General features: G+C 72.5%; 21 protein-coding genes. 7 read left to right on the top strand and 14 right to left on the bottom strand.

The window, feature by feature from the left end; translation table 11 throughout:
• Positions 1-201 precede the first annotated feature (201 nt).
• The 9 genes from OG994_RS02940 to OG994_RS02900 form a co-directional block, all read right to left on the bottom strand.
• Positions 202-828: a LysE family transporter gene (locus OG994_RS02940; protein ID WP_328852107.1), complete on the bottom strand. Its 627-nt coding sequence runs from the start codon at positions 826-828 to the stop codon at positions 202-204.
• A 357-nt stretch (positions 829-1185) separates the two neighbouring features.
• Positions 1186-1560, bottom strand: coding sequence for a metal-sulfur cluster assembly factor (locus OG994_RS02935; RefSeq protein WP_120327379.1), 375 nt, complete (start codon positions 1558-1560; stop codon positions 1186-1188).
• Positions 1561-1636: 76 nt separating this feature from the next.
• The gene (gene sufU / locus OG994_RS02930; RefSeq protein WP_120327378.1) at positions 1637-2110 is read right to left on the bottom strand and encodes a Fe-S cluster assembly sulfur transfer protein SufU; all 474 of its coding nucleotides are present in this window, start codon (positions 2108-2110) and stop codon (positions 1637-1639) included.
• Positions 2110-3414, bottom strand: a complete 1305-nt coding sequence (locus OG994_RS02925; RefSeq protein ID WP_120327377.1) for a cysteine desulfurase — start codon at positions 3412-3414, stop codon at positions 2110-2112. Before OG994_RS02925 ends, sufU begins: the two co-directional genes overlap by 1 nt.
• A 19-nt stretch (positions 3415-3433) precedes the next feature.
• Positions 3434-4207, bottom strand: coding sequence for a Fe-S cluster assembly ATPase SufC (gene sufC, locus OG994_RS02920; protein WP_120327376.1), 774 nt, complete (start codon positions 4205-4207; stop codon positions 3434-3436).
• The gene (locus tag OG994_RS02915) at positions 4207-4533 is read right to left on the bottom strand and encodes a non-heme iron oxygenase ferredoxin subunit (protein WP_120327375.1); all 327 of its coding nucleotides are present in this window, start codon (positions 4531-4533) and stop codon (positions 4207-4209) included. Before OG994_RS02915 ends, sufC begins: the two co-directional genes overlap by 1 nt.
• Positions 4533-5675, bottom strand: a complete 1143-nt coding sequence (gene sufD / locus OG994_RS02910) for a Fe-S cluster assembly protein SufD (RefSeq protein ID WP_120327374.1) — start codon at positions 5673-5675, stop codon at positions 4533-4535. The genes OG994_RS02915 and sufD overlap by 1 nt, the downstream gene beginning before the upstream one ends.
• A 135-nt stretch (positions 5676-5810) precedes the next feature.
• Positions 5811-7241 (bottom strand): Fe-S cluster assembly protein SufB, encoded by a 1431-nt coding sequence (sufB, locus tag OG994_RS02905; protein WP_120327373.1) that lies wholly within the window; start codon positions 7239-7241, stop codon positions 5811-5813.
• Positions 7238-8005, bottom strand: a complete 768-nt coding sequence (locus OG994_RS02900; protein ID WP_120327372.1) for a helix-turn-helix transcriptional regulator — start codon at positions 8003-8005, stop codon at positions 7238-7240. The genes sufB and OG994_RS02900 overlap by 4 nt, the downstream gene beginning before the upstream one ends.
• Positions 8006-8103: 98 nt before the next feature.
• Here OG994_RS02900 and OG994_RS02895 point away from each other — a divergent pair, with 98 nt between their 5' ends.
• Positions 8104-9075, top strand: a complete 972-nt coding sequence (locus tag OG994_RS02895) for a COX15/CtaA family protein (protein ID WP_328852106.1) — start codon at positions 8104-8106, stop codon at positions 9073-9075.
• A 123-nt stretch (positions 9076-9198) separates the two neighbouring features.
• On the opposite strand, the gene OG994_RS02890 is transcribed toward OG994_RS02895, so the two are convergent.
• From OG994_RS02890 to OG994_RS02880, 3 genes are all read right to left on the bottom strand, one after another.
• Positions 9199-10119, bottom strand: coding sequence for an ATP-grasp domain-containing protein (locus OG994_RS02890; protein WP_328852105.1), 921 nt, complete (start codon positions 10117-10119; stop codon positions 9199-9201).
• A gap of 6 nt (positions 10120-10125) precedes the next feature.
• Positions 10126-10455, bottom strand: coding sequence for a hypothetical protein (locus OG994_RS02885; RefSeq protein WP_120327369.1), 330 nt, complete (start codon positions 10453-10455; stop codon positions 10126-10128).
• A 362-nt stretch (positions 10456-10817) separates the two neighbouring features.
• Positions 10818-11777 (bottom strand): heme o synthase, encoded by a 960-nt coding sequence (locus tag OG994_RS02880; RefSeq protein ID WP_328852104.1) that lies wholly within the window; start codon positions 11775-11777, stop codon positions 10818-10820.
• 265 nt (positions 11778-12042) lie between these two features.
• Between OG994_RS02880 and tkt the strand changes: the two genes are divergently transcribed.
• The 6 genes from tkt (at position 12043) to pgl (ending at position 20481) form a co-directional block, all read left to right on the top strand.
• On the top strand, positions 12043-14178 hold the full coding sequence (gene tkt, locus OG994_RS02875) for a transketolase (protein ID WP_120327367.1): 2136 nt from the start codon (positions 12043-12045) through the stop codon (positions 14176-14178).
• Between the two features lie 16 nt (positions 14179-14194).
• On the top strand, positions 14195-15373 hold the full coding sequence (tal, locus tag OG994_RS02870) for a transaldolase (RefSeq protein WP_120327433.1): 1179 nt from the start codon (positions 14195-14197) through the stop codon (positions 15371-15373).
• Positions 15374-15440: 67 nt separating this feature from the next.
• Entirely contained in the window at positions 15441-17090 is a 1650-nt protein-coding gene (locus OG994_RS02865) for a glucose-6-phosphate isomerase (RefSeq protein ID WP_120327366.1), read from the top strand.
• A 2-nt stretch (positions 17091-17092) separates the two neighbouring features.
• Positions 17093-18643: a glucose-6-phosphate dehydrogenase gene (gene zwf / locus OG994_RS02860; protein ID WP_120327365.1), complete on the top strand. Its 1551-nt coding sequence runs from the start codon at positions 17093-17095 to the stop codon at positions 18641-18643.
• Positions 18640-19653 carry a glucose-6-phosphate dehydrogenase assembly protein OpcA gene (locus OG994_RS02855; RefSeq protein ID WP_328852103.1) on the top strand — a complete coding sequence of 338 codons (1014 nt, stop codon included), beginning with the start codon at positions 18640-18642 and terminating at the stop codon, positions 19651-19653. Before zwf ends, OG994_RS02855 begins: the two co-directional genes overlap by 4 nt.
• Before the next feature lie 57 nt (positions 19654-19710).
• Positions 19711-20481 carry a 6-phosphogluconolactonase gene (gene pgl / locus OG994_RS02850; RefSeq protein ID WP_328852102.1) on the top strand — a complete coding sequence of 257 codons (771 nt, stop codon included), beginning with the start codon at positions 19711-19713 and terminating at the stop codon, positions 20479-20481.
• Positions 20482-20509: 28 nt separating this feature from the next.
• On the opposite strand, the gene OG994_RS02845 is transcribed toward pgl, so the two are convergent.
• Together OG994_RS02845 and secG are read right to left on the bottom strand one after the other, a co-directional pair.
• Positions 20510-20866 carry an RNA polymerase-binding protein RbpA gene (locus OG994_RS02845; RefSeq protein ID WP_120327362.1) on the bottom strand — a complete coding sequence of 119 codons (357 nt, stop codon included), beginning with the start codon at positions 20864-20866 and terminating at the stop codon, positions 20510-20512.
• Between the two features lie 131 nt (positions 20867-20997).
• Complete coding sequence (gene secG / locus OG994_RS02840; RefSeq protein WP_120327361.1) at positions 20998-21252, bottom strand: preprotein translocase subunit SecG; 255 nt, start codon at positions 21250-21252, stop codon at positions 20998-21000.
• Between the last annotated feature and the right edge of the window lie 61 nt (positions 21253-21313).

The raw sequence follows: 21313 nt of genomic DNA, 5'->3' as shown, positions 1-21313 counted from the left end.
TTCGGACGGTCTGCGGTGGACGGTGTACGCGTCGGCGCGCGATGGCGTGCGTGCCGATCCCGAGCGCCGGTCAGCGGGCGTCCGGTCAGCGGGGCGATCGTCGGCGGGCGCCGGCCAGCGGGCGCCGGTCAGCGCGGCCCTGATCAGCGGGCGCCGGTCAGCGCGGCGCTCGTCAGCGGGCGCTGGCCGGCGTGGCGCTGGTCAGCGGGCCAGCAGGGTGGCGACCGCCAGGGCGGCGATGATGGCGCTGGACGCGAGCGCGGTCACCAGCCGCCCGCGCGCCCCGGTGAGCACCCGGCCGACCAGCGTGCCGCCGCCGGCGATCAGCAGCTGCCAGCTCGCCGAGGCGATGAACGCACCGGCCACGAAGGCTCCCGCCGCCCACGCGTCCGGATCGGCGGTGTCACCCCGGCCCAGCACCAGCGCGGCGAAGTAGACCACGGTCGCCGGGTTCAGCAGGGTCAACGCCAGCACCCCGCTGAACGCCCGCGCCGGGCTCTCCAGGCCCCTGCCGCCGCCGTTCGTGGCCGCCCCGGGACGCGGGCGCAGCGCCCGCCAGGCCGTGTGGGCGGCGATCGCCAGGAGGACCACCGCGGCCACGAGCCGCATCGGCCCGGCGACCGGCGCGATCACGGCGGCCAGCGCGGCGCCGCCGAGCGCGGCCACCGCCGCGTACAGGCCGTCGGCCGTGGCCACCCCGAGCGCCGCGGCGGCGCCCACCCGGAACGAGGTGCGGGCGCTCAGTCCCAGGATCAGCACGGCGATCGCCCCGACGGGGATCGCGACGCCGTAGCCGGCGACCAGGCCGGCGAGGAACGCCCCGGTCACGACGGTCGGCGGCGGATCGGGACGCCACCGGAACCGCGACGCTGTCGGCGCGCGGCGGTGGCCGCGGCGACAGGGACGGGCTTCATCGGGTACGTCTCGATCACGCGGTCATCCTGCGCCACCCGGCTCGCGTGCGCCACCGATATCCGTGTCGCCGGGTCGGCACGACCCGCTCGATCGTGCTCGATCGTGCTCGATCGTGGAAACAGTGGTCTCGGGCACGTCCGGAGGCCACTGTTTCCTGGTTCGTGCGCGATCACCCCGCACCGCGCACGCGCGACGCGACCCGGGCACGGACGCGTCGAGCGCGACGCCCGTCGCGGACGTCGCGCTCGACGGTGTGGCCCGAGGGCCGGGTCAGACGTTGAATCCGAGCGAGCGGAGCTGCTCGCGCCCCTCGTCAGTGATCTTGTCGGGCCCCCACGGCGGCAGCCACACCCAGTTGATCCGGACGTCGTTGACGAGGCCGCCCCCGGGACCGGTGGTCAGCGCCTGCCGCGCCTGGTCCTCGATGACGTCGGTCAGCGGGCAGGCCGCCGACGTGAGCGTCATGTCGAGGGTGACCACGTTCTCGTCGTCGACGTGCATGCCGTACACGAGGCCGAGGTCGACCACGTTGATGCCCAGCTCCGGGTCGACGACGTCCTTCATCGCCTCCTCGATGTCGGCGAGGGCGGCCTTGCCGCCGCCCGTCGCCGGCGTCGCGGCAGTGGTGGTGGATTCGTCGCTCATGCCGTCACCTCGCTCCGCTCGGCGCCGGCATGAGGCACCCGCGCCCTGTGCTGATGATTCGCTCGCTGACGCTCGCTCATGCCTTCACCTCCGGGCTCACGCCCACCCCGGCGCGTGCCGCGGCGTCCTTGAACGCCATCCACGGCAGCAGCGCGCACTTCACCCGGGCGGGGTAGCGGGCCACGCCCGCGAACGCCACCCCGTCACCGAGCACGTCCTCGTCCGGCGTGACCTGGCCACGTCCGGACATCAACTCGACGAACGCCTCGTGCACCGCGAACGCTTCCCCGGCGCCCCGGCCGTTGAGCAGCTCGTGCAGCACGCTCGCCGACGCCTGGCTGATCGAGCAGCCCATGCCGTCGTACGAGATGTCGGTGAGCACCGTGCCGTCCGTCGCCACCCGCACGGTGACCTCGTCACCGCAGGTCGGGTTCACGTGGTGCGCCTCCGCGGTGCGCGCCGCGGGGTCGGCGGCGTCGCGCAGCCCGCGCCCGTGCGGGTGCTTGTAGTGGTCCAGGATGATCTCCTGGTAGAGCTGGTCGAGCTGCATCAGCCGAACACCTTTCGCACCTGCTCCAGGCCCGCCACCAGAGCGTCGATCTCCTCGGTGGTGGTGTAGAGGTAGAACGAGGCCCGCGTGGTCGCCGGGACGCCGAACCGGGTGCAGACCGGGCGGGCGCAGTGGTGACCCACCCGCACCTGCACGCCGAGCGAGTCGAGCACCTGGCCCACGTCGTGCGGGTGCACGTCGCCGAGGGCGAACGAGATCGTCCCGCCCCGACCCACGGGCACGGTCGGGCCGAAGATCCGCAGGCCGGGCACCGTGGCGAGGGCGTCCAGCGCGTACGCCGTCAGCTCCTTCTCGTGCCACTGGATGGCCCGCATGCCGATGCCGCTGAGGTAGTCCACGGCGGCGCCGAGCGCCACCGCCTCGGCGATCGGCGGGGTGCCCGCCTCGAACCGGGCCGGCGGCGCGGCGTACGTGGAGCCGGACATCTGGACCGTCTCGATCATCGAGCCGCCGCCGAACACGGGCGGCATGGCCGCCAGCAGCTCGGCCCTCCCCCACAGCACGCCGATGCCGGTGGGACCGCACATCTTGTGCCCGGTGAAGACGATGAAGTCGGCGTCGTAGTCGACCACGTCCATGGGCAGGTGCGGCACCGACTGCGAGCAGTCCAGCAGCAGCAGCGCGCCCACCTGGCGGACCCGCTCGGTGATCCGCGCCGTGGCGTTGACCGTGCCCAGGATGTTCGACATGTGCACCAGCGAGACGATCTTCGTCCGCTCGGTGACCAGGTCGTCCAGGCCCGACTCGTCCAGCCGCCCGGAGTCGGTGACCGGGAACCAGCGCAGGGTCGCGCCGGTGCGCTCGCAGAGCAGCTGCCACGGGACGATGTTCGAGTGGTGCTCCATCTCGGAGATCACCACCTCGTCGCCGGGGCCGAGGCGGAACCGGGGGTCGGCGTCCGGACGCAGCGAGGCGTTGGAGAACGCGTACGCCACGATGTTGATCGCCTCGGTGGAGTTCTTGGTGAACACCACCTCGTCCGGGCTCGGCGCGTTGATGAACGCCGCGACCTTGGCCCGCGCCCCCTCGTACGCCTCGGTGGCCTCCGTGCCCAGCGTGTGCACCGACCGGGACACGTTCGCGTTGTGCCGCGCGTAGTGCTCGGCGAGCACGTCGAGCACCTGACGCGGCTTGTGGGAGGTGTTGGCGCTGTCGAGATAGACCAGCCGGTGCCCGTTGACCTCCCGGTCCAGGATCGGGAAGTCGGCGCGCACCGCGGCCACGTCGTATCGCGGCACGTCGCCGTACTGCGGCATCCCCGGTGGGATCTCGATGGTGGTCATCCCCGGCGCTCCTGTCGCCTCAGGCCCGCGCCGACCCGGCCCCGGCCACGTACCGCTCGTAGCCCTCTTCCTCGAGCTTCTCGGCCAGCTCCGGGCCACCCTGCTCGACGATACGGCCGGCCACGAAGACGTGCACGAAGTCCGGCTTGATGTAGCGCAGGATCCGGGTGTAGTGGGTGATCAGCAGCAGGCCGGTGTCACCGGTGTCGCGGACCCGGTTGACGCCCTCGCTGACCACGCGCAGCGCGTCCACGTCGAGGCCGGAGTCGGTCTCGTCGAGGATCGCCATCTTCGGCTTGAGCAGTTCGAGCTGCACGATCTCGTGCCGCTTCTTCTCACCGCCGGAGAAGCCCTCGTTGACGTTGCGCTGGGCGAAGGCCGGGTCCATCTGCAGCCGCTCCATGGCCCCGCGCAGCTCCGCGCCCCACGTGCGCAGCTTCGGCGCCTCGCCGTCGATGGCGGTCTTGGCCGTCCGCAGGAAGTTGGCCACCGACACGCCGGGCACCTCGACCGGGTACTGCATGGCCAGGAAGAGGCCGGCGCGGGCACGCTCGTCGACGGACATGGCGAGCACGTCCTCGCCGTCGAGGGTCACCGTGCCGCCGGTGATCTCGTACTTGGGGTGGCCGGCGATCGAGTACGCCAGGGTGGACTTGCCGGAGCCGTTGGGGCCCATGATGGCGTGCGTCTCGCCCGACTTCACGGTCAGGTCGACACCGGCCAGGATCGGCTTGAGCTCACCCTCGGGCAGCTTGACCGACACCTTCAGGTCGCGGATCTCCAGGGTGCTCATTATCGGGTCACTCCATTGCTCGGCGTGAGGCTGACGTAGATGTCGCCGTCGCGGACTTCGACGGGGTAGACGGGAACGGGTTCGGTGGCGGGCAGCCCGGTGGGCTCGCCGGTGCGCAGGTCGAAACGGGAGCCGTGCAGCCAGCACTCCAGCGTGCAGCCCTCGACCTCACCCTCGGAGAGGGCGACCGCCGCGTGGGAGCACTCGTCGTGGACGGCGTAGAAGTTGCCGTCCTCGCCGTGCACCACGGCGATCTCGGTGCCGTCGACGTCCGCGCTGATGGCGGTGCCCTTCGGCACGTCCTCGGTGGAGCAGACGCGGATCATCAGGCACCCGCCTTGGCGAGCCGGTCCTCGATGGCGGCGCCGAGCCGGTCCCGCAGCTCCTCCACCGGGATCTTGTTGATCAGCTCGGCGAAGAAGCCCCGCACCACGAGCCGGCGCGCCTCGGCCTCCGGGATGCCCCGGGCCATCAGGTAGAACAGCTGCTCGTCGTCGAAGCGGCCGGTCGCGCTGGCGTGGCCGGCGCCGGCGATCTCGCCGGTCTCGATCTCCAGGTTCGGTACGGAGTCCGCCCGCGCGCCGTCGGTCAGCAGCAGGTTCCGGTTGATCTCGTACGTGTCGGTGCCGGTGGCCTCGGCGCGGATCAGCACGTCACCCACCCAGACGGTGTGCGCGCTCTCGCCCTGCAGGGCGCCCCGGTAGCCGACGTAGCTGCGGCAGTCCGGGACCGCGTGGTCGACGAGCTGCCGGTGCTCCAGGTGCTGGCCGGAGTCGGCGAAGTAGACGCCGTACAGCTCGGCCTCGCCGCCCCGGTCGGTGTACTCGACGCTCGTGTACTGCCGGACCAGGTCGCCGCCGAGGCTCACCTGGACGTGGGTCACCTTGGCGTCGCGGCCGAGCCGCACCTTGAGGTGCTGCGCCTGCACGGCGTCCTCGGCCCAGTCGGCCACCGTGACCAGCGTCAGCTTCGCCCCCTCGGCCACCGCCACCTCGACGTTGTCGGCCAGCGTCGCGGAACCGACGTGCTCCAGCACGAGGGTCACCTCCGCGAACCGGCCCACCTCGACGAACGTGTGCCCGAAGGCCAGCCCGTCGACGCCTCCGCCGACCACCCGCACGGTCACCGGCTCGGCGACGACCGCCTCCCGCGCCACCTGGACCAGCAGCGCGTCCGCCGTGCCGCCGTACGCGAGAGCGCTGATCCGGTCGAACGGGGTGAGCACGCTGCCCACCCGCGGGTCGTCCGTCGGGATCCGGCCGACCGTGACGCCGTCGGGCAGGTCACCGTGCTCGTGCCGGACGGCGCCGGTGGCGGGTTGCGCACCGCCGACCAGCCCGCGCAGCCGCTTGAGCGGGGTGAAGCGCCACTCCTCCTCCATGCCCGTGAGGGCCGGGAAGTCGGCGACGTCGTACGAGCGGAGCGCCTGCGACTTGGTGGTCGGCGGCGCGGAAGCCTGGGTAGTCATCTCTTCCTTGGTCTCGTTCTGCGACGGCGGTGTCATTGACGGGAGGGTCGGTCGGTGTTCGCGCGGCCCGGCCGGACAGGTCAGCGTTCACGCGACCCGCAAGCGGGTCGGGGCTGGTCACGGCTCGGGTCGGGGTCAGCCGACCGCGCCCTCCATCTGGAGCTCGATCAGACGGTTGAGCTCCAGCGCGTACTCCATCGGGAGCTCCTTGGCGATCGGCTCGATGAAGCCGCGCACGATCATCGCCATCGCCTCGTCCTCGCTGAGGCCCCGGCTCATCAGGTAGAAGAGCTGGTCCTCGCTGACCTTGGAGACGGTCGCCTCGTGCCCCATCGCCACGTCGTCCTCGCGGATGTCGACGTAGGGGTAGGTGTCCGAGCGGGAGATGGTGTCGACCAGCAGCGCGTCGCACTTGACCGTGCTCTTGCTGTGGTGCGAGCCCTCCAGCACCTGCACCAGGCCCCGGTACGAGGTGCGGCCGCCGCCCCGGGCGATCGACTTCGACACGATGGTCGAGGAGGTGTGCGGCGCAGCGTGCACCATCTTCGCGCCCGCGTCCTGGTGCTGGCCCTCGCCGGCCATGGCCACCGAGAGCACCTCGCCCTTGGCGTGCTCGCCGGTCATGTAGACCGCCGGGTACTTCATGGTGACCTTGGAGCCGATGTTGCCGTCGATCCACTCCATGGTCGCGCCCTCGTGGCAGACGGCGCGCTTGGTCACCAGGTTGTACACGTTGTTCGACCAGTTCTGGATGGTCGTGTAGCGGCACCGGGCGTTCTTCTTGACGATGATCTCCACGACGGCGCTGTGCAGCGAGTCCGAGGAGTAGATGGGCGCGGTGCAGCCCTCGACGTAGTGCACGTACGCACCCTCGTCGACGATGATCAGCGTCCGCTCGAACTGCCCCATGTTCTCCGTGTTGATCCGGAAGTAGGCCTGCAGCGGGATCTCCACGTGCACGCCCTTCGGCACGTAGATGAACGAGCCACCGGACCACACGGAGGTGTTCAGCGCGGCGAACTTGTTGTCGCCCACCGGGATCACCGTGCCGAAGTACTCCTTGAACAGGTCCTCGTGCTCCTTGAGGGCCGTGTCCGTGTCGAGGAAGACGACGCCCTGCTCCTCGAGGTCCTCGCGGATCTTGTGGTAGACCACCTCGGACTCGTACTGGGCCGCGACACCGGCGATCAGCCGCTGCTTCTCCGCCTCGGGGATGCCCAGCTTGTCGTAGGTGTTCTTGATGTCCTCGGGCAGGTCCTCCCAGCTGGTGGCCTGCTTCTCGGTGGAGCGGACGAAGTACTTGATGTTGTCGAAGTCGATCCCGGTGAGGTCGGCGCCCCAGGCCGGCATCGGCTTGCGCTCGAACAGCCGCAGGCCCTTCAGGCGCAGGTCGAGCATCCAGGCCGGCTCGTTCTTCTTCGCCGAGATGTCCCGCACCACCGCCTCGTTGAGGCCACGCTGGGCGGAGGCCCCGGCGACGTCCGGGTCGGCCCAGCCGTACTCGTAGCGGCCCAGGGCGGCGAGCTGCTCCTCCTGGGTCAGGGGCTGGACGATCTGCTCGGTCATCTATCTGTCCTCACAGTGGTGACGGTCTTTCCGGACTGGGCACGCCCCGGCTGGGCGGGGATGTGCGTGGTGCACACCCCGTCGCCGTGCGCGATGGTGGCCAGGCGCTGCACGTGGGTGCCGACCAGGCGGGAGATCACCTCGGTCTCGGCCTCGCACAGCTGGGGAAACTCGGCGGCCACGTGCGCCACCGGGCAGTGGTGCTGGCAGAGCTGACCGCCGGAGGCGATCGTGGACGCGTTGGCAGCGTAGCCCTCGGCGGTGAGCGCTCCGGCGAGCGCCTCCGCGCGGGCGAGCGGGTCGTCGCCCGCGTCCTCCATGGCCGCCCGGCAGCGGGCCTCCAGGGCGGAGACCTGCTCGGCGGCGAACGCCTCCACCGCCTCCGAACCGCCGTTGCGGGCGATCCAGCGCAGGGCGGCGGTGGCCATGTTGTCGTAGTGGTGGGTGCCGCAGCGGACCCGGGCGGCGTCGGTCAGCACGAAGACCTTCGCGGGGCGGCCCCGGCCCCGGTGACCGCGGACCGTCTGCTCCCGGGCGACCACGTCACCGTCGGCGAGCATCGCGTCGAGGTGCCGGCGGATCGCGGCCGGGCTGAGACCGAGCGCCGAGCCGAGCTGCGCGGCGGTGGTCGCCCCCCGCTCCAGCAGCAGCCGGGTCACCCGGTCGCGGGTCGAGAGGTCGGCCTCGCCGCGGGCGGACGCCGGCTGACCGGCGACCGGAGCGGTCGCCGGCCGGTGCCCGGAGACCCCCGCCGCCTTTTTCACAACGCCAACGTTACGTAAATGCCCACGGGCCCGCAAACCCGGGTCCCGGTGATCCCCGACACCGGGGACAGGAGTCACCCGTTAGGGGAACCACTACGGTGCGTAGGATTCCCTCCGTGAAGCGATCCGTCCGGTTTCCGGTCTCCGCCACGCTCCTGCGCCGGCTCGCGCTCGCCTCGATCATCGCGAACGTCGGGATCGTGGTGACCGGCGGGGCCGTGCGACTCACCGCCTCCGGACTGGGCTGCCCCACCTGGCCGCGGTGCACCGACGATTCGTACGTCCCCACCGACGAGATGGGCGTGCACGGGGTCATCGAGTTCGGCAACCGGACGCTCACCTTCGCGGTGGGCATCATCGCGTTCGCGACCCTGCTGGCGGTGCTGGCCCACCGGCCCCGCCGGCGCGGCGTGCTGCCGCTCGCCGTGGCGGTGTTCTTCGGCATCCCGGCCCAGGCGGTGGTCGGCGGGCTCACCGTGCTGACCAACCTGAACCCGTGGGTGGTCGGGCTGCACTTCCTCGCCTCGATGGCGGTGATCGCCGCCGCGTACGCCCTCTGGCGGCGCACGGCGGAACCGGACGGCCCGGCGGTGACCGCGGTGCCCGCGCCGCTGCGGGCGCTGGCCCGGCTCACGACCGCGGTGAGCGTGGCGGTGCTGGTCATCGGCACCTGGGTGACCGGCAGCGGCCCGCACGCCGGTGACCAGGGCGCGGCCCGCAACGGCTTGGACCCGGAGTCGATCTCGCAGGTGCACGCCGACAGCGTGTTCCTGCTGCTCGGCCTCTCGGTGGCGATGGTCTTCGCGTTCCGCGCGGTCGGCGCGGGCCGGGCCGCCCGCGCCGCGCTGCTGCTCGTCGCCGTCGAACTGGGCCAGGGCCTGATCGGCTTCGTGCAGTACTTCACCCACCTGCCCGCGGTGCTCGTGGGCGCGCACATGCTGGGCTCCTGCCTGGTCCTGCTGGCCACCCTGCACGTCCAGTGGTCGACGCGGGAACGCCTCCCCGCCAGCGCGACGACGGCCCCCGCGCCCGAGCGCGACGCCGTGCCGAGCGTGCCGACCCCCGCCTGACCCACCCGCTCCTCCACCCCGGCCCGGCCGGGTCGGTCATGCCGTGGTGGCGCCCGACGTGTGGGCGTTCGCGCCCTTGCCCACCCACGACCGCATGATCGGCGGGAGCCGCGAAGGCGGGGCTCAGCGGTGGCGGGCCAGGTGGGTGAGGATCGCCTCGGCGAGGCGTTCCGGGGCGCCGGCGGCATGGCCGAGGAACAGCGAGGGCTCGGTCAGCTCCAGCTCGACCAGGACCGGCCGGCCGTCCGGGCCGGGGATCAGGTCCACCCGCGCGTACAGCAGCCGCTCCGCGCCGCCGGGCACCGCCGCGAGGGTCTTCTCCGCCACGGCGAGCTGCTCCTCGGTCGCGGTGCGGGCGGTGATCTCCTCGGGGCGGTAGAGCCCGTCCACGCCGAAGTCGGGGCCGCTCAGCATCGGGCCCTTGCGGATGGCGTGGCTGAACGCCAGCCCCTGCGGCCCGGCCAGGAACAGCAGCGCCGTCTCGCCCACGGTGTCGACGGCGGTGAGGTACGGCTGGACCATGGTGACGCGTCCCGCGTCCGAGAGGCGTCGCACGTGCGCCACGGCGAGCCGGCGGTGCTCGGGGTCGGCGAGGTCGTACCGGCCGGTGTCCTGGCTGCCGGCACTGACCGCGGGCTTGATCACGTACTCGCCGGTGTCCGCCGGGAGGGCCCAGGACTCCCCCGGCGCGACCCACCAGGTCGGAACGGTGGGTACGCCGGCGGCCGACAACTCGTCGAGGTAGCGCTTGTCGGTGTTCCAGCGCACCACGTCGGCCGGGTTCGCCAGGCGCGGCACCCGCTGCGCCCACGACACGAACTCGTCGCGTCGGAGCATGTAGTCCCAGGGTGAGCGGAGCACCGCCAGGTCGTACGCCGTCCAGTCGGCGGCCGGGTCGTCCCAGACCACCGGTTCGGCCGCGACCCCGCGGTCGGCCAGCGGGCCGAGGACGAGCCGGTCGTCCGGGTCGAGGTCGGCGAGTTCGGTACAGGTGACGAGAGCGACCCGGGGTTCCCCCCGGGTCGGCTGGTGGTGGTTGGTCAACTTATCTCAACGGGCCATCGTGCGTCGGGCCATCGACCGCCACAGGTCGTTGCTCGGCCGCATCTGGTCCATCAACTCCCGCTCCCACGCGTTCTCGACGGTGACTCCCGCCTTGGCGCAGGCCTGCCGCGCGACGACCGTGTCGGTCGCGAACTGGTCGCCCCACACGCCGTCCTCACCCACGAGGACGATGCGCGCGCCGCGCTTGCCGACGTACTCGATGACGGCCTTCGCACCACCGTGACCGGCGGCGAACGACCGGATCCCCGCCACCAGGCCGTTGGGGGCCTGGTCGGTGTGCTCGGCCGTCAGCGTCGTATCGGAACCATCTGCCATGACGCGAAGCCTAAGCAGACTTCCACCCGGGCGGGCGAGAACCGTGAAGCTTTTGTGATGCCTGTTACCTGGAGGTTTAAGGAAGAGCACAGGTGATTCGACCGGATTTATCCGGGCGTAATCGGGCCAACCGGGCCCGGCAAATACCATCCACTCGGCACAGCTTGAGCGGGTCGGGCTCATGGGTGGCGATGCCCTGATGACGGGCAAAGACCGACAAAGCATCCATGATGGTGATTTGTCGTCCGAGGCTGGCCGGTCGGGCCGCCTCGGCCGTTCGCCGGCCAGGCCGCCGACCGAGGCTGCCATTCCGCACCTGCCCCGCCGGGCCTCCCCCGCCGTGCGGGCGGCCGGACCGTCCCTCAGAGCAGCGCGTCCAGCGCGACCGCGACGAAGACGATCGTCAGGTACGTGGTCGACCAGTGGAACAGCCGCATCGGCTTCACCGCCTCGCCCCGCACCGCCCGCCGGGCCAGCCGGTGCGCCTCGACCACGAACATCGCGCCCACCACGAGGGTGGGGACGCCGTACACGACGCTCATGCCCAGCGGCCAGACCGCGAGCGACGACAGCACGGTGAGCCAGGTGAAGACCAGGATCTCGGCGTTCACCCGGCGGGTGGAGGCGACCACCGGCAGCATCGGGACGCCGGCCCGCGCGTAGTCGTCCTTGTACTTCATCGCCAGCGGGTAGAAGTGCGGCATCTGCCAGAAGAAGACCACCGCGAACAGGGCCCAGGCGGCCGGGGCGAGCGAGCCGGTGACCGCGGCCCAGCCGATCAGCACCGGAGCCGCCCCGCAGGCGCCACCCCAGAACGTGTTCGCCGCCGTGGTCCGCTTGAGCCAGAGCGTGTAGACGAGGTCGTAGTAGGCGATGGCGGCCAGGGTGAGCGCGGCGGCCAGCAGGTTGGTGAACGCCGCCATCAGGGCCACCGAGATCACCGCGAGCACCAGCCCGAAGATCAGGGCGCTGCGCGGCGAGACGGTGTGCGCGGGCAGCGGGCGGCGCTTCGTCCGCCGCATGACCTGGTCGATGTCCCGGTCGATGTAGCAGTTGAGGACGCTGGCCGCGCCGGCGGCGAGCGAACCGCCGACCAGCACGACGGCCACCAGCCAGAGCGACGGGAGCCCGTCCGCGGCGAGCATCATCGACGGCACGGTGGTGACGAGCAGCAGCTCCACGATCCGCGGCTTGGTCAGCGCCACGTACGCCCGGACGACCGCCCGGACGTCCCGGCGCGGCGCGACCGAACCCTCCGCCACGGTCGCCGCGGGCGGCTGCCCCGCGGGCTGGCTGACGGGGCGCTCGGTGATCATGCTCACGGATTGCCACCTTCCGGCGTCGGCACGGGAGATTTGGGTCGGCCGGACCCGCATCGGGCCACACACCGACCCACACACTACGCGTTGTCGTTTTGGCTGCCCGGGCGACCCGGCAACGGTGCGGGCCGTCACACGTCGCGGCCTACCGTCCGATCCTCCGATCGGAGTACGAAGGAGCATGCAGTGATCCCCGGGCGGACGTTTAGGACGGCTCGATAGGGTCACCAGTGAGGGTTCCGCCCATCTGCCGAGGAGCACAACCACAGTGGCTGCCAACCAACCCGAGACTCCGCTCAACTGGTCCGACCTCGACCGCCGGGCCGTCGACACCGTACGTGTGCTGGCCATGGACGCCGTGGAGAAATCCGGCAACGGCCACCCGGGCACCGCGATGAGCCTCGCGCCCGCGGCGTACCTGCTCTTCAACCGGGTGATGCGGCACAACCCGGCCAACCCGACGTGGCCCGGCCGCGACCGCTTCGTGCTCTCCGCCGGGCACTCCAGCCTGACCCTCTACATCCAGCTGTTCCTCTCGGGCTATCCGCTCAACCTCGACGACCTGAAGTCCCTGCGCCAGTGGGGCTCGCTGACCCCGGGCCACCCGGAGCACGGGCACACGCCGGGCGTCGAGACCACCACCGGCCCGCTCGGGCAGGGCCTCGGCAACGCGGTCGGCATGGCCATGGCCGCCCGCCGCGAGCGCGGCCTGTTCGACCCGGACGCCGAGCCGGGCGCCTCGGTCTTCGACCACCACATCTGGTGCATCGCCTCCGACGGCGACATCGAGGAGGGCATCAGCCACGAGGCCAGCGCCCTCGCCGGGCACCAGCAGCTGGGCAACCTCGTCGTGATCTACGACGACAACGAGATCTCGATCGAGGACGACACCCGCATCGCCAAGAGCGAGGACGTGGCCGCCCGCTACGAGGCGTACGGCTGGCACGTGCAGACGGTCGACTGGCGCCGCGGCGACGCCGACCAGGGCGACTACCACGAGGACGTCGAGGCCCTCCACCGGGCGCTGCTGGCCGCCAAGGCGGAGACAGGCCGTCCCTCCTTCATCGCGCTGCGCACCATCATCGGCTGGCCCGCGCCGAACAAGCAGAACACCGGCAAGATCCACGGCTCGGCCCTCGGCGCCGACGAGGTGGCCGCCACCAAGCGGATCCTCGGCTTCGACCCGGCGCAGACCTTCGCCGTCGACGAGGAGGTCCTCGCGCACGCCCGCCAGGTGCTGGGCCGCGGCGAGGAGGCCCAGCGGGAGTGGACGCGGGCGTACGAGAGCTGGGCGAAGGCCAACCCGGAGCGCAAGGCGCTGCACGACCGGCTGGCCGAGCGGGCGCTGCCGGCGGGCTGGACGGACGTGCTGCCGGAGTTCCCGGCCGACCCGAAGGGCATCGCCACCCGCGCCGCGTCCGGCAAGGTCCTCGACGCGCTCGCGCCCGTCCTCCCCGAACTGTGGGGCGGCTCGGCCGACCTGGCCGAGAGCAACAACACCACCATGAAGGGCGAGCCGTCGTTCATCCCGGCCGTGCACGCCACCAAGGCGTTCCCGGGCCACGAGTACGGCCGCACCCTGCACTTCGGCATCCGCGAGCACGCCATGGGCGCGATCCTCAACGGCATCGCCCTGCACGGCGGCACCCGCCCCTACGGGGCGACCTTCCTGGTGTTCAGCGACTACATGCGCCCGTCGGTGCGCCTCGCGGCCCTCATGAAGCTGCCGGTGATCTACGTCTGGACGCACGACTCGATCGGCCTCGGCGAGGACGGCCCGACCCACCAGCCGGTGGAGCACCTCACCGCCCTGCGGGCCATCCCCGGCCTGGACGTGGTCCGCCCGGCCGACGCCAACGAGACCGTGTGGGCGTGGCGGACGGCCCTGGAGCACACCGACCGGCCGACGGCGCTGGCGCTCAGCCGGCAGGCGCTGCCGACCCTGGACCGCGGCACGCTGGCCGGCGCGGAGGGCGTGGCCCGCGGCGGGTACGTGCTGGCCGAGGCGAGCGGCGGCAAGCCGCAGGTGATCCTCGTCGGCACCGGCTCCGAGGTGCAGCTCTGCCTCACCGCCCGGGAGCGGCTGGAGGCCGACGGCATCCCGACCCGGGTCGTCTCGATGCCCTGCCAGGAGTGGTTCGCCGAGCAGGACGAGGCGTACCGGGAGTCGGTGCTGCCACGCGGGGTAAAGGCACGGGTGAGCGTGGAGGCGGGCATCGCGATGTCGTGGCGCGCCATCGTCGGCGACTGCGGCGAGAGCGTCAGCCTGGAGCACTACGGCGCCAGCGCGCCCTATTCGGTGCTCTTCGAGCAGTTCGGGTTCACCCCGGACCGCATCGTGGCGGCGGCGCGCGCGTCGCTGACCCGGGTCGGCGACATCACCGGTTTCACGACCGGCAACTGAGGGGAGCGTGGACGGCATGACGGACAGGCTGGGCGAGCTCAGCGCCGCGGGAGTGGCGGTCTGGCTCGACGATCTTTCCCGGACGCGGCTGACGTCCGGCGGGCTGGACAAGCTGCGCCGGGAGAAGCACGTGGCCGGGGTGACCACGAACCCGACGATCTTCGCGAAGGCGTTGAGTGACGCCGACGAGTACAACTGGCAGCTGCGCGACCTCGCCGTACGGGGGGTGGAGGTCGAGGAGGCGGTCCGGATGCTCACCACGTACGACGTGCGGTGGGCGTGCGACGTGATGCGCCCCTCGTACGAGAAGAGCAACGGCGTCGACGGCCGCGTCTCCATCGAGGTCGACCCGCGGCTGGCGCACGAGACCGAGCGGACGGTCGCCGAGGCGAAGGCCCTCTGGTGGCTGATCGACCGGCCGAACCTCTTCATCAAGATCCCGGCCACCGAGGCCGGCATCCCGGCGATCACGGCGACCCTCGCCGAGGGCATCAGCGTCAACGTCACGCTGATCTTCGGGCTGGACCGCTACTCGCAGGTGATGGAGGCGTTCCTGGCCGGCCTGGAGCAGGCGAAGGCGAACGGGCACGACCTGTCCAAGATCGGGTCGGTGGCGTCGTTCTTCGTCTCCCGGGTCGACACCGAGGTCGACAAGCGGCTGGAGAAGATCGGCTCGGACGAGGCGAAGGCGCTGCGCGGCAAGGCGGCCGTGGCCAACGCCCAGCTCGCGTACGAGCGCTACGCCAAGGTCTTCTCCTCCGACCGCTGGCAGGCGCTCGCCGACGCGGGCGCCCACCCGCAGCGGCCGCTGTGGGCCTCCACATCGACGAAGAACCCGGACTACCGGGACGTGATCTACGTGGAGCAGCTCATCGCCCCCGGCACGGTCAACACGATGCCGGAGTCGGTCATCAAGGCGTACGCCGACCACGGCGAGACGCGCGGCGACACGGTCACCGGCGCGTACGACGCGGCCCGGAAGGTCTTCACCGACCTGGAGGCCGTCGGCGTGGACATGGCCGACGTGATCGCCGTGCTGGAGCGCGAGGGCGTGGAGAAGTTCGAGGCGAGCTGGCTGGAACTGCTCGACGGGGTCCGCAAGTCGCTGGAGTCGGCCGCGCACGGCGCGGGCACCCCGGGTCGGGCGGCGCAGGGCAACGCGCAGGCGGCGGCACAGGCGGGAGGCAACGCGTGAGCGAGCGAACCATCAGGCTCAGCGCGTGGCAGCCTCGCGCCACCGCCGAGCGGAGCGAGGTGGGGGCGTGAGCGACCTGTTGTCGACGCCCGCCGAGTCGGCGGCCGGGCTCACGGTGCACGGGGCGGAGGCGGTCGACAAGGCCGCCCCGGCCTCGACCCGTCAGGCGCTGGTCGCCGCCGGTGTCCCCGGCAAGCTGGCCGCCAAGGACCCGAGCCTGTGGGGGCCGGACGCGGAGGCCGAGGCGAAGATCCGCCTCGGCTGGGTGGACACCCACCGGCGCAGCCGGGAGTTGCTCACCCAGCTCGCCGAGCTGAAGGCGGAGCTGGGCGACCTCGACCACGTGGTGCTCGCCGGCATGGGCGGGTCGTCACTGGCCCCCGAGGTGATCACCCGCACGCTGGGCGTGCCGCTGACCGTGCTGGACACCACCGACCCCGGCCAGGTGCGCGCCGCGCTGCGCGACCGGCTGGAGCGCACGGTGGTCGTGGTCTCCAGCAAGTCCGGCACGACGGTGGAGACCGACAGCCACCGCCGGGCGTACTGGCAGGCGTTCCTGGACGCCGGGATGACCGAGGCGGAGGCCGGCCGGCACTTCGTCATCGTCACCGACCCGGGTTCGCCGCTGGAGGAGATCGCCGCCGGCATGGGCGCGTTCACGGTGCTGGCCGACCCGAACGTGGGCGGCCGCTACTCGGCCCTCACCGCGTTCGGGCTCGTCCCGTCGGCGCTGGCCGGCGTGGAGGTCGCCGACCTGCTGGACCAGGCGGACGCGCTGGCCGCCTCGCTCGCCGCCGACCGGGACAACCCGGCCCTGGCGCTGGGCGCCGCGCTCGGCGCCGCCGCCACGGGCGGCCGGGACAAGGTCGCCCTGGTCTCCGACGGCACCGGCATCGACGGGCTCGGCGACTGGGCCGAGCAGCTCATCGCCGAGTCCACCGGCAAGGCCGGCGTGGGCATCCTGCCGGTCGTGGTGGAGTCGCCGCAGAGCCCCGGCGTCGAGGGCCCCGACGTGCTCACCGTGAGCTACGGCGGCGCGCTGGCCGCGGGCCAGGTGCCCGGCGGCGGGGGCGACCCGGACGTGGCGGTCAACGGCCCGCTCGGCGCGCAGTTCCTGGCCTGGGAGTACGCCACCGCGGTGGCCGGCGTGGTGCTCGGGATCGACCCGTTCAACCAGCCGAACGTCACCGAGTCGAAGGAGAACACCAACAAGATCCTGGCGTCGGGTCTGCCGGCGGAGACGCCGTCGTTCACCGAGGGCGCCATCGAGGTGTACGCCCCGGCGGGCGCGCCCGGCGACCTGGTCGGCGTGCTGCGCTGGCTGCTCGACGGCATGGGCGACGGCGGGTACGTGGCCGTGATGGCGTACCTCGACCGGTTCGCCGACGCGGACGCGGCCCGGCTGCGGCCGCTGCTCGCGGCCGCGTCCGGCCGCCCGGTCACCTTCGGGTGGGGCCCCCGCTTCCTGCACTCCACCGGCCAGTACCACAAGGGCGGCCCGCAGGTCGGCAGCTACCTCCAGCTGACCGGCGCGGTGGCCGATGATCTGCCGGTGCCCGGCAAGCCGTACACCTTCGGGGAGCTTCAGGCGGCCCAGGCCGCCGGCGACCGGCAGGCGCTGGCCGGGCGGAACCGCCCGGTGCTGCGGCTGCACCTGACCGACCGGTCCGCGGGTGTGGCCCAGCTGCTCGATGCGGCCGGTGAGCTGCGGGCGTGAGGATGGAAGACGTGGAAGAAGCGGAGGGGAGGAGCGGGGTGAACCCGCTGCGCGACCCACAGGACCGCCGGCTGCCGCGGATTCCCGAGCCGTGCGCGCTGGTGATCTTCGGGGTCACCGGCGACCTGGCGCGGAAGAAGCTGCTGCCGGCGGTCTACGACCTGGCGAACCGGGGGCTGCTGCCCCCGGGCTTCGTCGTGCTCGGCTTCGCGCGCCGCGACTGGGGTGACGGCGACTTCGAGACCCTCGCGTGCGAGGCGGCGCGCAAGCACGCCCGGACGCCCTGGCGGGACGAGGTGTGGGCGCGGCTCGCCGGGAACATCAAGTTCGTCGGCGGGTCGTTCGACGACGACGCGGCCTTCGACCACCTCGCCGAGACGCTCGACGAGCTGCGCCAGAGCCACGGCATCCCCGGCAACGCCGCCTTCTACTTCTCCATCCCCCCGGCGGCGTTCCCCGTGGTGCTCAAGCAGCTCGCCCGCACCGGGATGGCCGACAACGCGAAGTCCGGCGGCTGGCGCCGGGTGGTGGTGGAGAAGCCGTTCGGGCACGACCTGCCGTCGGCGAAGGCGCTCAACGACCTGGTCGACGACGTCTTCACCCGCAAGGACGTCTTCCGGATCGACCACTACCTGGGCAAGGAGACCGTCCAGAACATCCTTGCCCTGCGGTTCGCCAACAACCTGTTCGAGCCGCTGTGGAACTCCAAGTACGTCGACTCGGTGCAGATCACCATGGCCGAGGACGTCGGCATCGGCACCCGCGCCGGCTTCTACGACTCGGCCGGCGCCGCCCGCGACGTGCTCCAGAACCACCTCCTCCAGCTGCTCGCGCTGGTGGCGATGGAGGAGCCCACGAGCTTCGACCCCGACGAGATCCGTACCGAGAAGCTGAAGGTCCTCAAGGCGATCACCCTGCCGAAGGACGTCAGCACGGGCACCGTCCGCGGGCAGTACCTCCCCGGCTGGGTCGGTGGCGAGCGCGCCGTCGGCTACCTGGAGGAGGAGGGCGTCCCGCCGGACTCCACGACCGAGACGTACGTGGCGGTCCGGCTGGGCATCCAGAACCGGCGCTGGGCCGAGGTGCCCTTCTACATCCGGGCCGGCAAGCGGCTGCCGCGGCGGGTCACCGAGGTGGCCATCATGTTCAAGAAGGCGCCACACCTGCCCTTCCACCCGACGGACGTGGAGTCGCTCGGCAACAACCAGCTGGTCATCCGGGTCCAGCCGGACGAGGGCGTGGTGCTGAAGTTCGGTTCCAAGGTTCCCGGCACCGCCATGGAGGTCCGCGACATCGCCATGGACTTCCAGTACGGCGAGGCGTTCACCGAGTCGAGCCCGGAGGCGTACGAGCGGCTCGTGCTGGACGTGCTGATCGGCGACCGGACGCTCTTCCCCGACGCCGCCGAGGTCGAGCAGAGCTGGCAGGTGATCGACCCGCTGGAGCAGGCCTGGGCGGGCACCCGACCGGAGCCGTACCGGGCCGGCGAGTGGGGCCCCCGGGCGGCCGACGAGATGCTGGCCCGCGAGGGCCGGGCTTGGAGACGAGCATGATCGGCCTGTGGGACACCACCGGCAACGAAGTGGTCAAGGCCCTCGCCGCCGAGCGTCGCAGCGCGGGCGGCGTGGCCAGCGGAATGGCGCTCACGCTCATCGTCGTGGTGGACGAGAAGCGCGTACGCGAGGCGGAGGCGGCGGCCACCATCGCCGCCGCCGCCCACCCGTGCCGGCTGCTGGTCGTCGTCCGCACCGACATCGAGCGGGACCGCAACCGGCTCGACGCGGAGATCGTGGTGGGCGGCCGGCTCGGCCCGTGCGAGGCCGTGGTGATGCGGATGTACGGCCGGCTGGCGCTGCACGCCGAGTCCGTGGTGCTGCCGCTGCTGGTGCCGGACGTCCCCGTGGTGACGTGGTGGCACGGCGAGCCGCCGGAGGAGATCGCCACCGACTTCCTCGGCGTGGTCGCCGACCGTCGCATCACCGACGCCGCTCAGGCCGCCGACCCGATCGCGGCGCTGCGCCAGCGCGCCCACGACTACGCACCGGGTGACACCGACCTGGCCTGGACCCGGATCACCCCGTGGCGCACCCTGGTGGCCGGAGCGTTCGACACGACGGCGGCCAAGGTCACCGAGGCCACCGTGGTGGCCCCGGCGCACGACCCGACCGCCGCCCTGATGTGCGGCTGGCTGTCGAGCCGGCTCGGGATCAGCCCGCGCTGGGAGCACACCGACCAGTTCCCCCGGATGCGGGAGGTGGAGCTGCGTTGCGCCAACGGCGACCACCTGACGCTGACCCGGGACGACAGCGTGGCCACCTTCCGGCGTAGCGGCCAGGACGACCGGCAGCTTCCGCTGGTCCGCCGGCCGCTCGGCGACGAGCTGGCCGAGGAGCTGCGCCGCCTCGACGCCGACCAGGTGTACGCCGAGGCGCTGGGCGCCATCGTCGGCGTGACCGGCCTCGAGCAGCGCCCGGGCCGGCGCGTGCACGTCTGGAAGGACCCGGCCACCGCGCACCGGGCCGAGGCGGGGGTCACCGCCCACGCCGGCACCAGCGAGCGCTGAGGTTCACCCGCGACGACGGCACCGCCACGCGGTCCGCAGAACACGAGAAGGCACGAGATGAGTGAGGCGAGTGTCGCCGTCCACGCCGACGCCGAACTGTTGGCGCAGGCGGTGGCGGCACGCTTGGTGGTGAAGCTGCTCGACGCGCAGGCCGCGCGCGGCCAGGCGTCGGTGGTGCTGACCGGCGGCCGGATCGCCGCGGCCGTGTACCGGGCCGTCGCGGCCCTGCCCGCCCGCGACGCGGTCGACTGGTCACGCGTGGACGTCTGGTGGGGCGACGAGCGGTTCCTGCCCGGCGGCGACCCGGACCGCAACGAGACCCAAGCCCGGGCGGCGCTGCTGGACGCGGTGCCACTGGACCCGGCCCGGGTGCACCCGATGCCGGCCTCCGACGGCCCGGCCGGCCCCGACCCGGAGGAGGCGGCCGCCCGGTACGCCGCCGAGCTGGCCGCCGCCGCCCGCCCGGGCACCGCGGCGCTGCCCCACTTCGACGTGCTGATGCTCGGCGTCGGCGAGGACGGGCACGTGGCGTCGGTCTTCCCGGAGCACCCGGTGCACTACGAGAGCCGGCCGGTGAGCGCGGTGCGGGGCAGCCCGAAGCCGCCGCCGGTGCGCACCACGCTGACCCTCCCGGCGATCAACACCGCCGAGGAGGTCTGGCTGGTGGCCAGCGGCGCGGACAAGGCGCGGGCGGTCGGGATGTCGCTGGCCGGGGCGGGGCCCGTGCAACTGCCCGCGGCGGGCGTGCGGGGTGTCGGCCGTACGCTGTGGCTGCTCGACCGGGCCGCCGCGGCCGACGTGCCCGCCCGTCTGCGCAGCCTGCGCTGAGTCCGCTACGGCTCCCCCGCCGCGCCGCTCACCGCTCGGCGGCGGGGCGGCCGCGGCGGCGACGCAGGTCGGCGAGGGCCTCGGCGAGGATCGCGGCGCCCTCCTCGTCGGTGCGCCGCTCCTTCACGTACGCCAGATGGCTCTTGTAGGGCTCGGTGCGCGACCGCCCGGGCGGGTTCTGGGCGTCGCGCCCCGCCGGGTGGCCGCAGCGCGGGCAGTCCCACTGCGGGGGCGCGACGGCCTCCTCGGCGATGAGGATCTCCACCCGGTGGCCGTTGCGGCACCAGTAGGTGACCGCGCGGCGGGGCGCCGGTTCGTAGCGCTCGGGCGGGCGTTCGGGGGCCGATCCGACCCGGGCGCCCCGGATCACGTTGCCATGTGGCACGGCTGCTCGCTCCTGTCGTCGGAGGGGAACCGCCGCGGGGGTGGCGGCGGGCGACGCGGTGCAGCGAAAAGACCTGCGCGCGGCCCGTCGGGTGACGGACCGCGCGCAGATTGTACGACGTGAGCCGGCGCTCAGGCGTTCAACTGGAGGCGGAGCCAGAGGCCGAGCCCGACGATGCAGGCGAACCAGATGATGCCCACCAGGACCGTGTAGCGGTCGAGGTTCTTCTCCGCCACGGAGGAGCCGGCGAGGCTGGAGCTGACACCCCCGCCGAACATGCTGGACAGGCCACCGCCCTTACCGCGGTGCAGCAGGATCAGCATGGTGAGCAGGATGCTCGTGATGATCAGCAACACGATCAACGTGTATGCGAACCAGATCGGCATGGCTGGGGTCAGTCCTCTCGTAGCGATCCTCGCCCGGACAGGTCGGGCACGGCGGCACCGA

Origin of the sequence: Micromonospora globbae (assembly GCF_036184225.1) — a bacterium.
Lineage (GTDB): Bacteria > Actinomycetota > Actinomycetes > Mycobacteriales > Micromonosporaceae > Micromonospora > Micromonospora globbae.
This window is presented reverse-complemented; position numbering and strand designations above follow the sequence as displayed.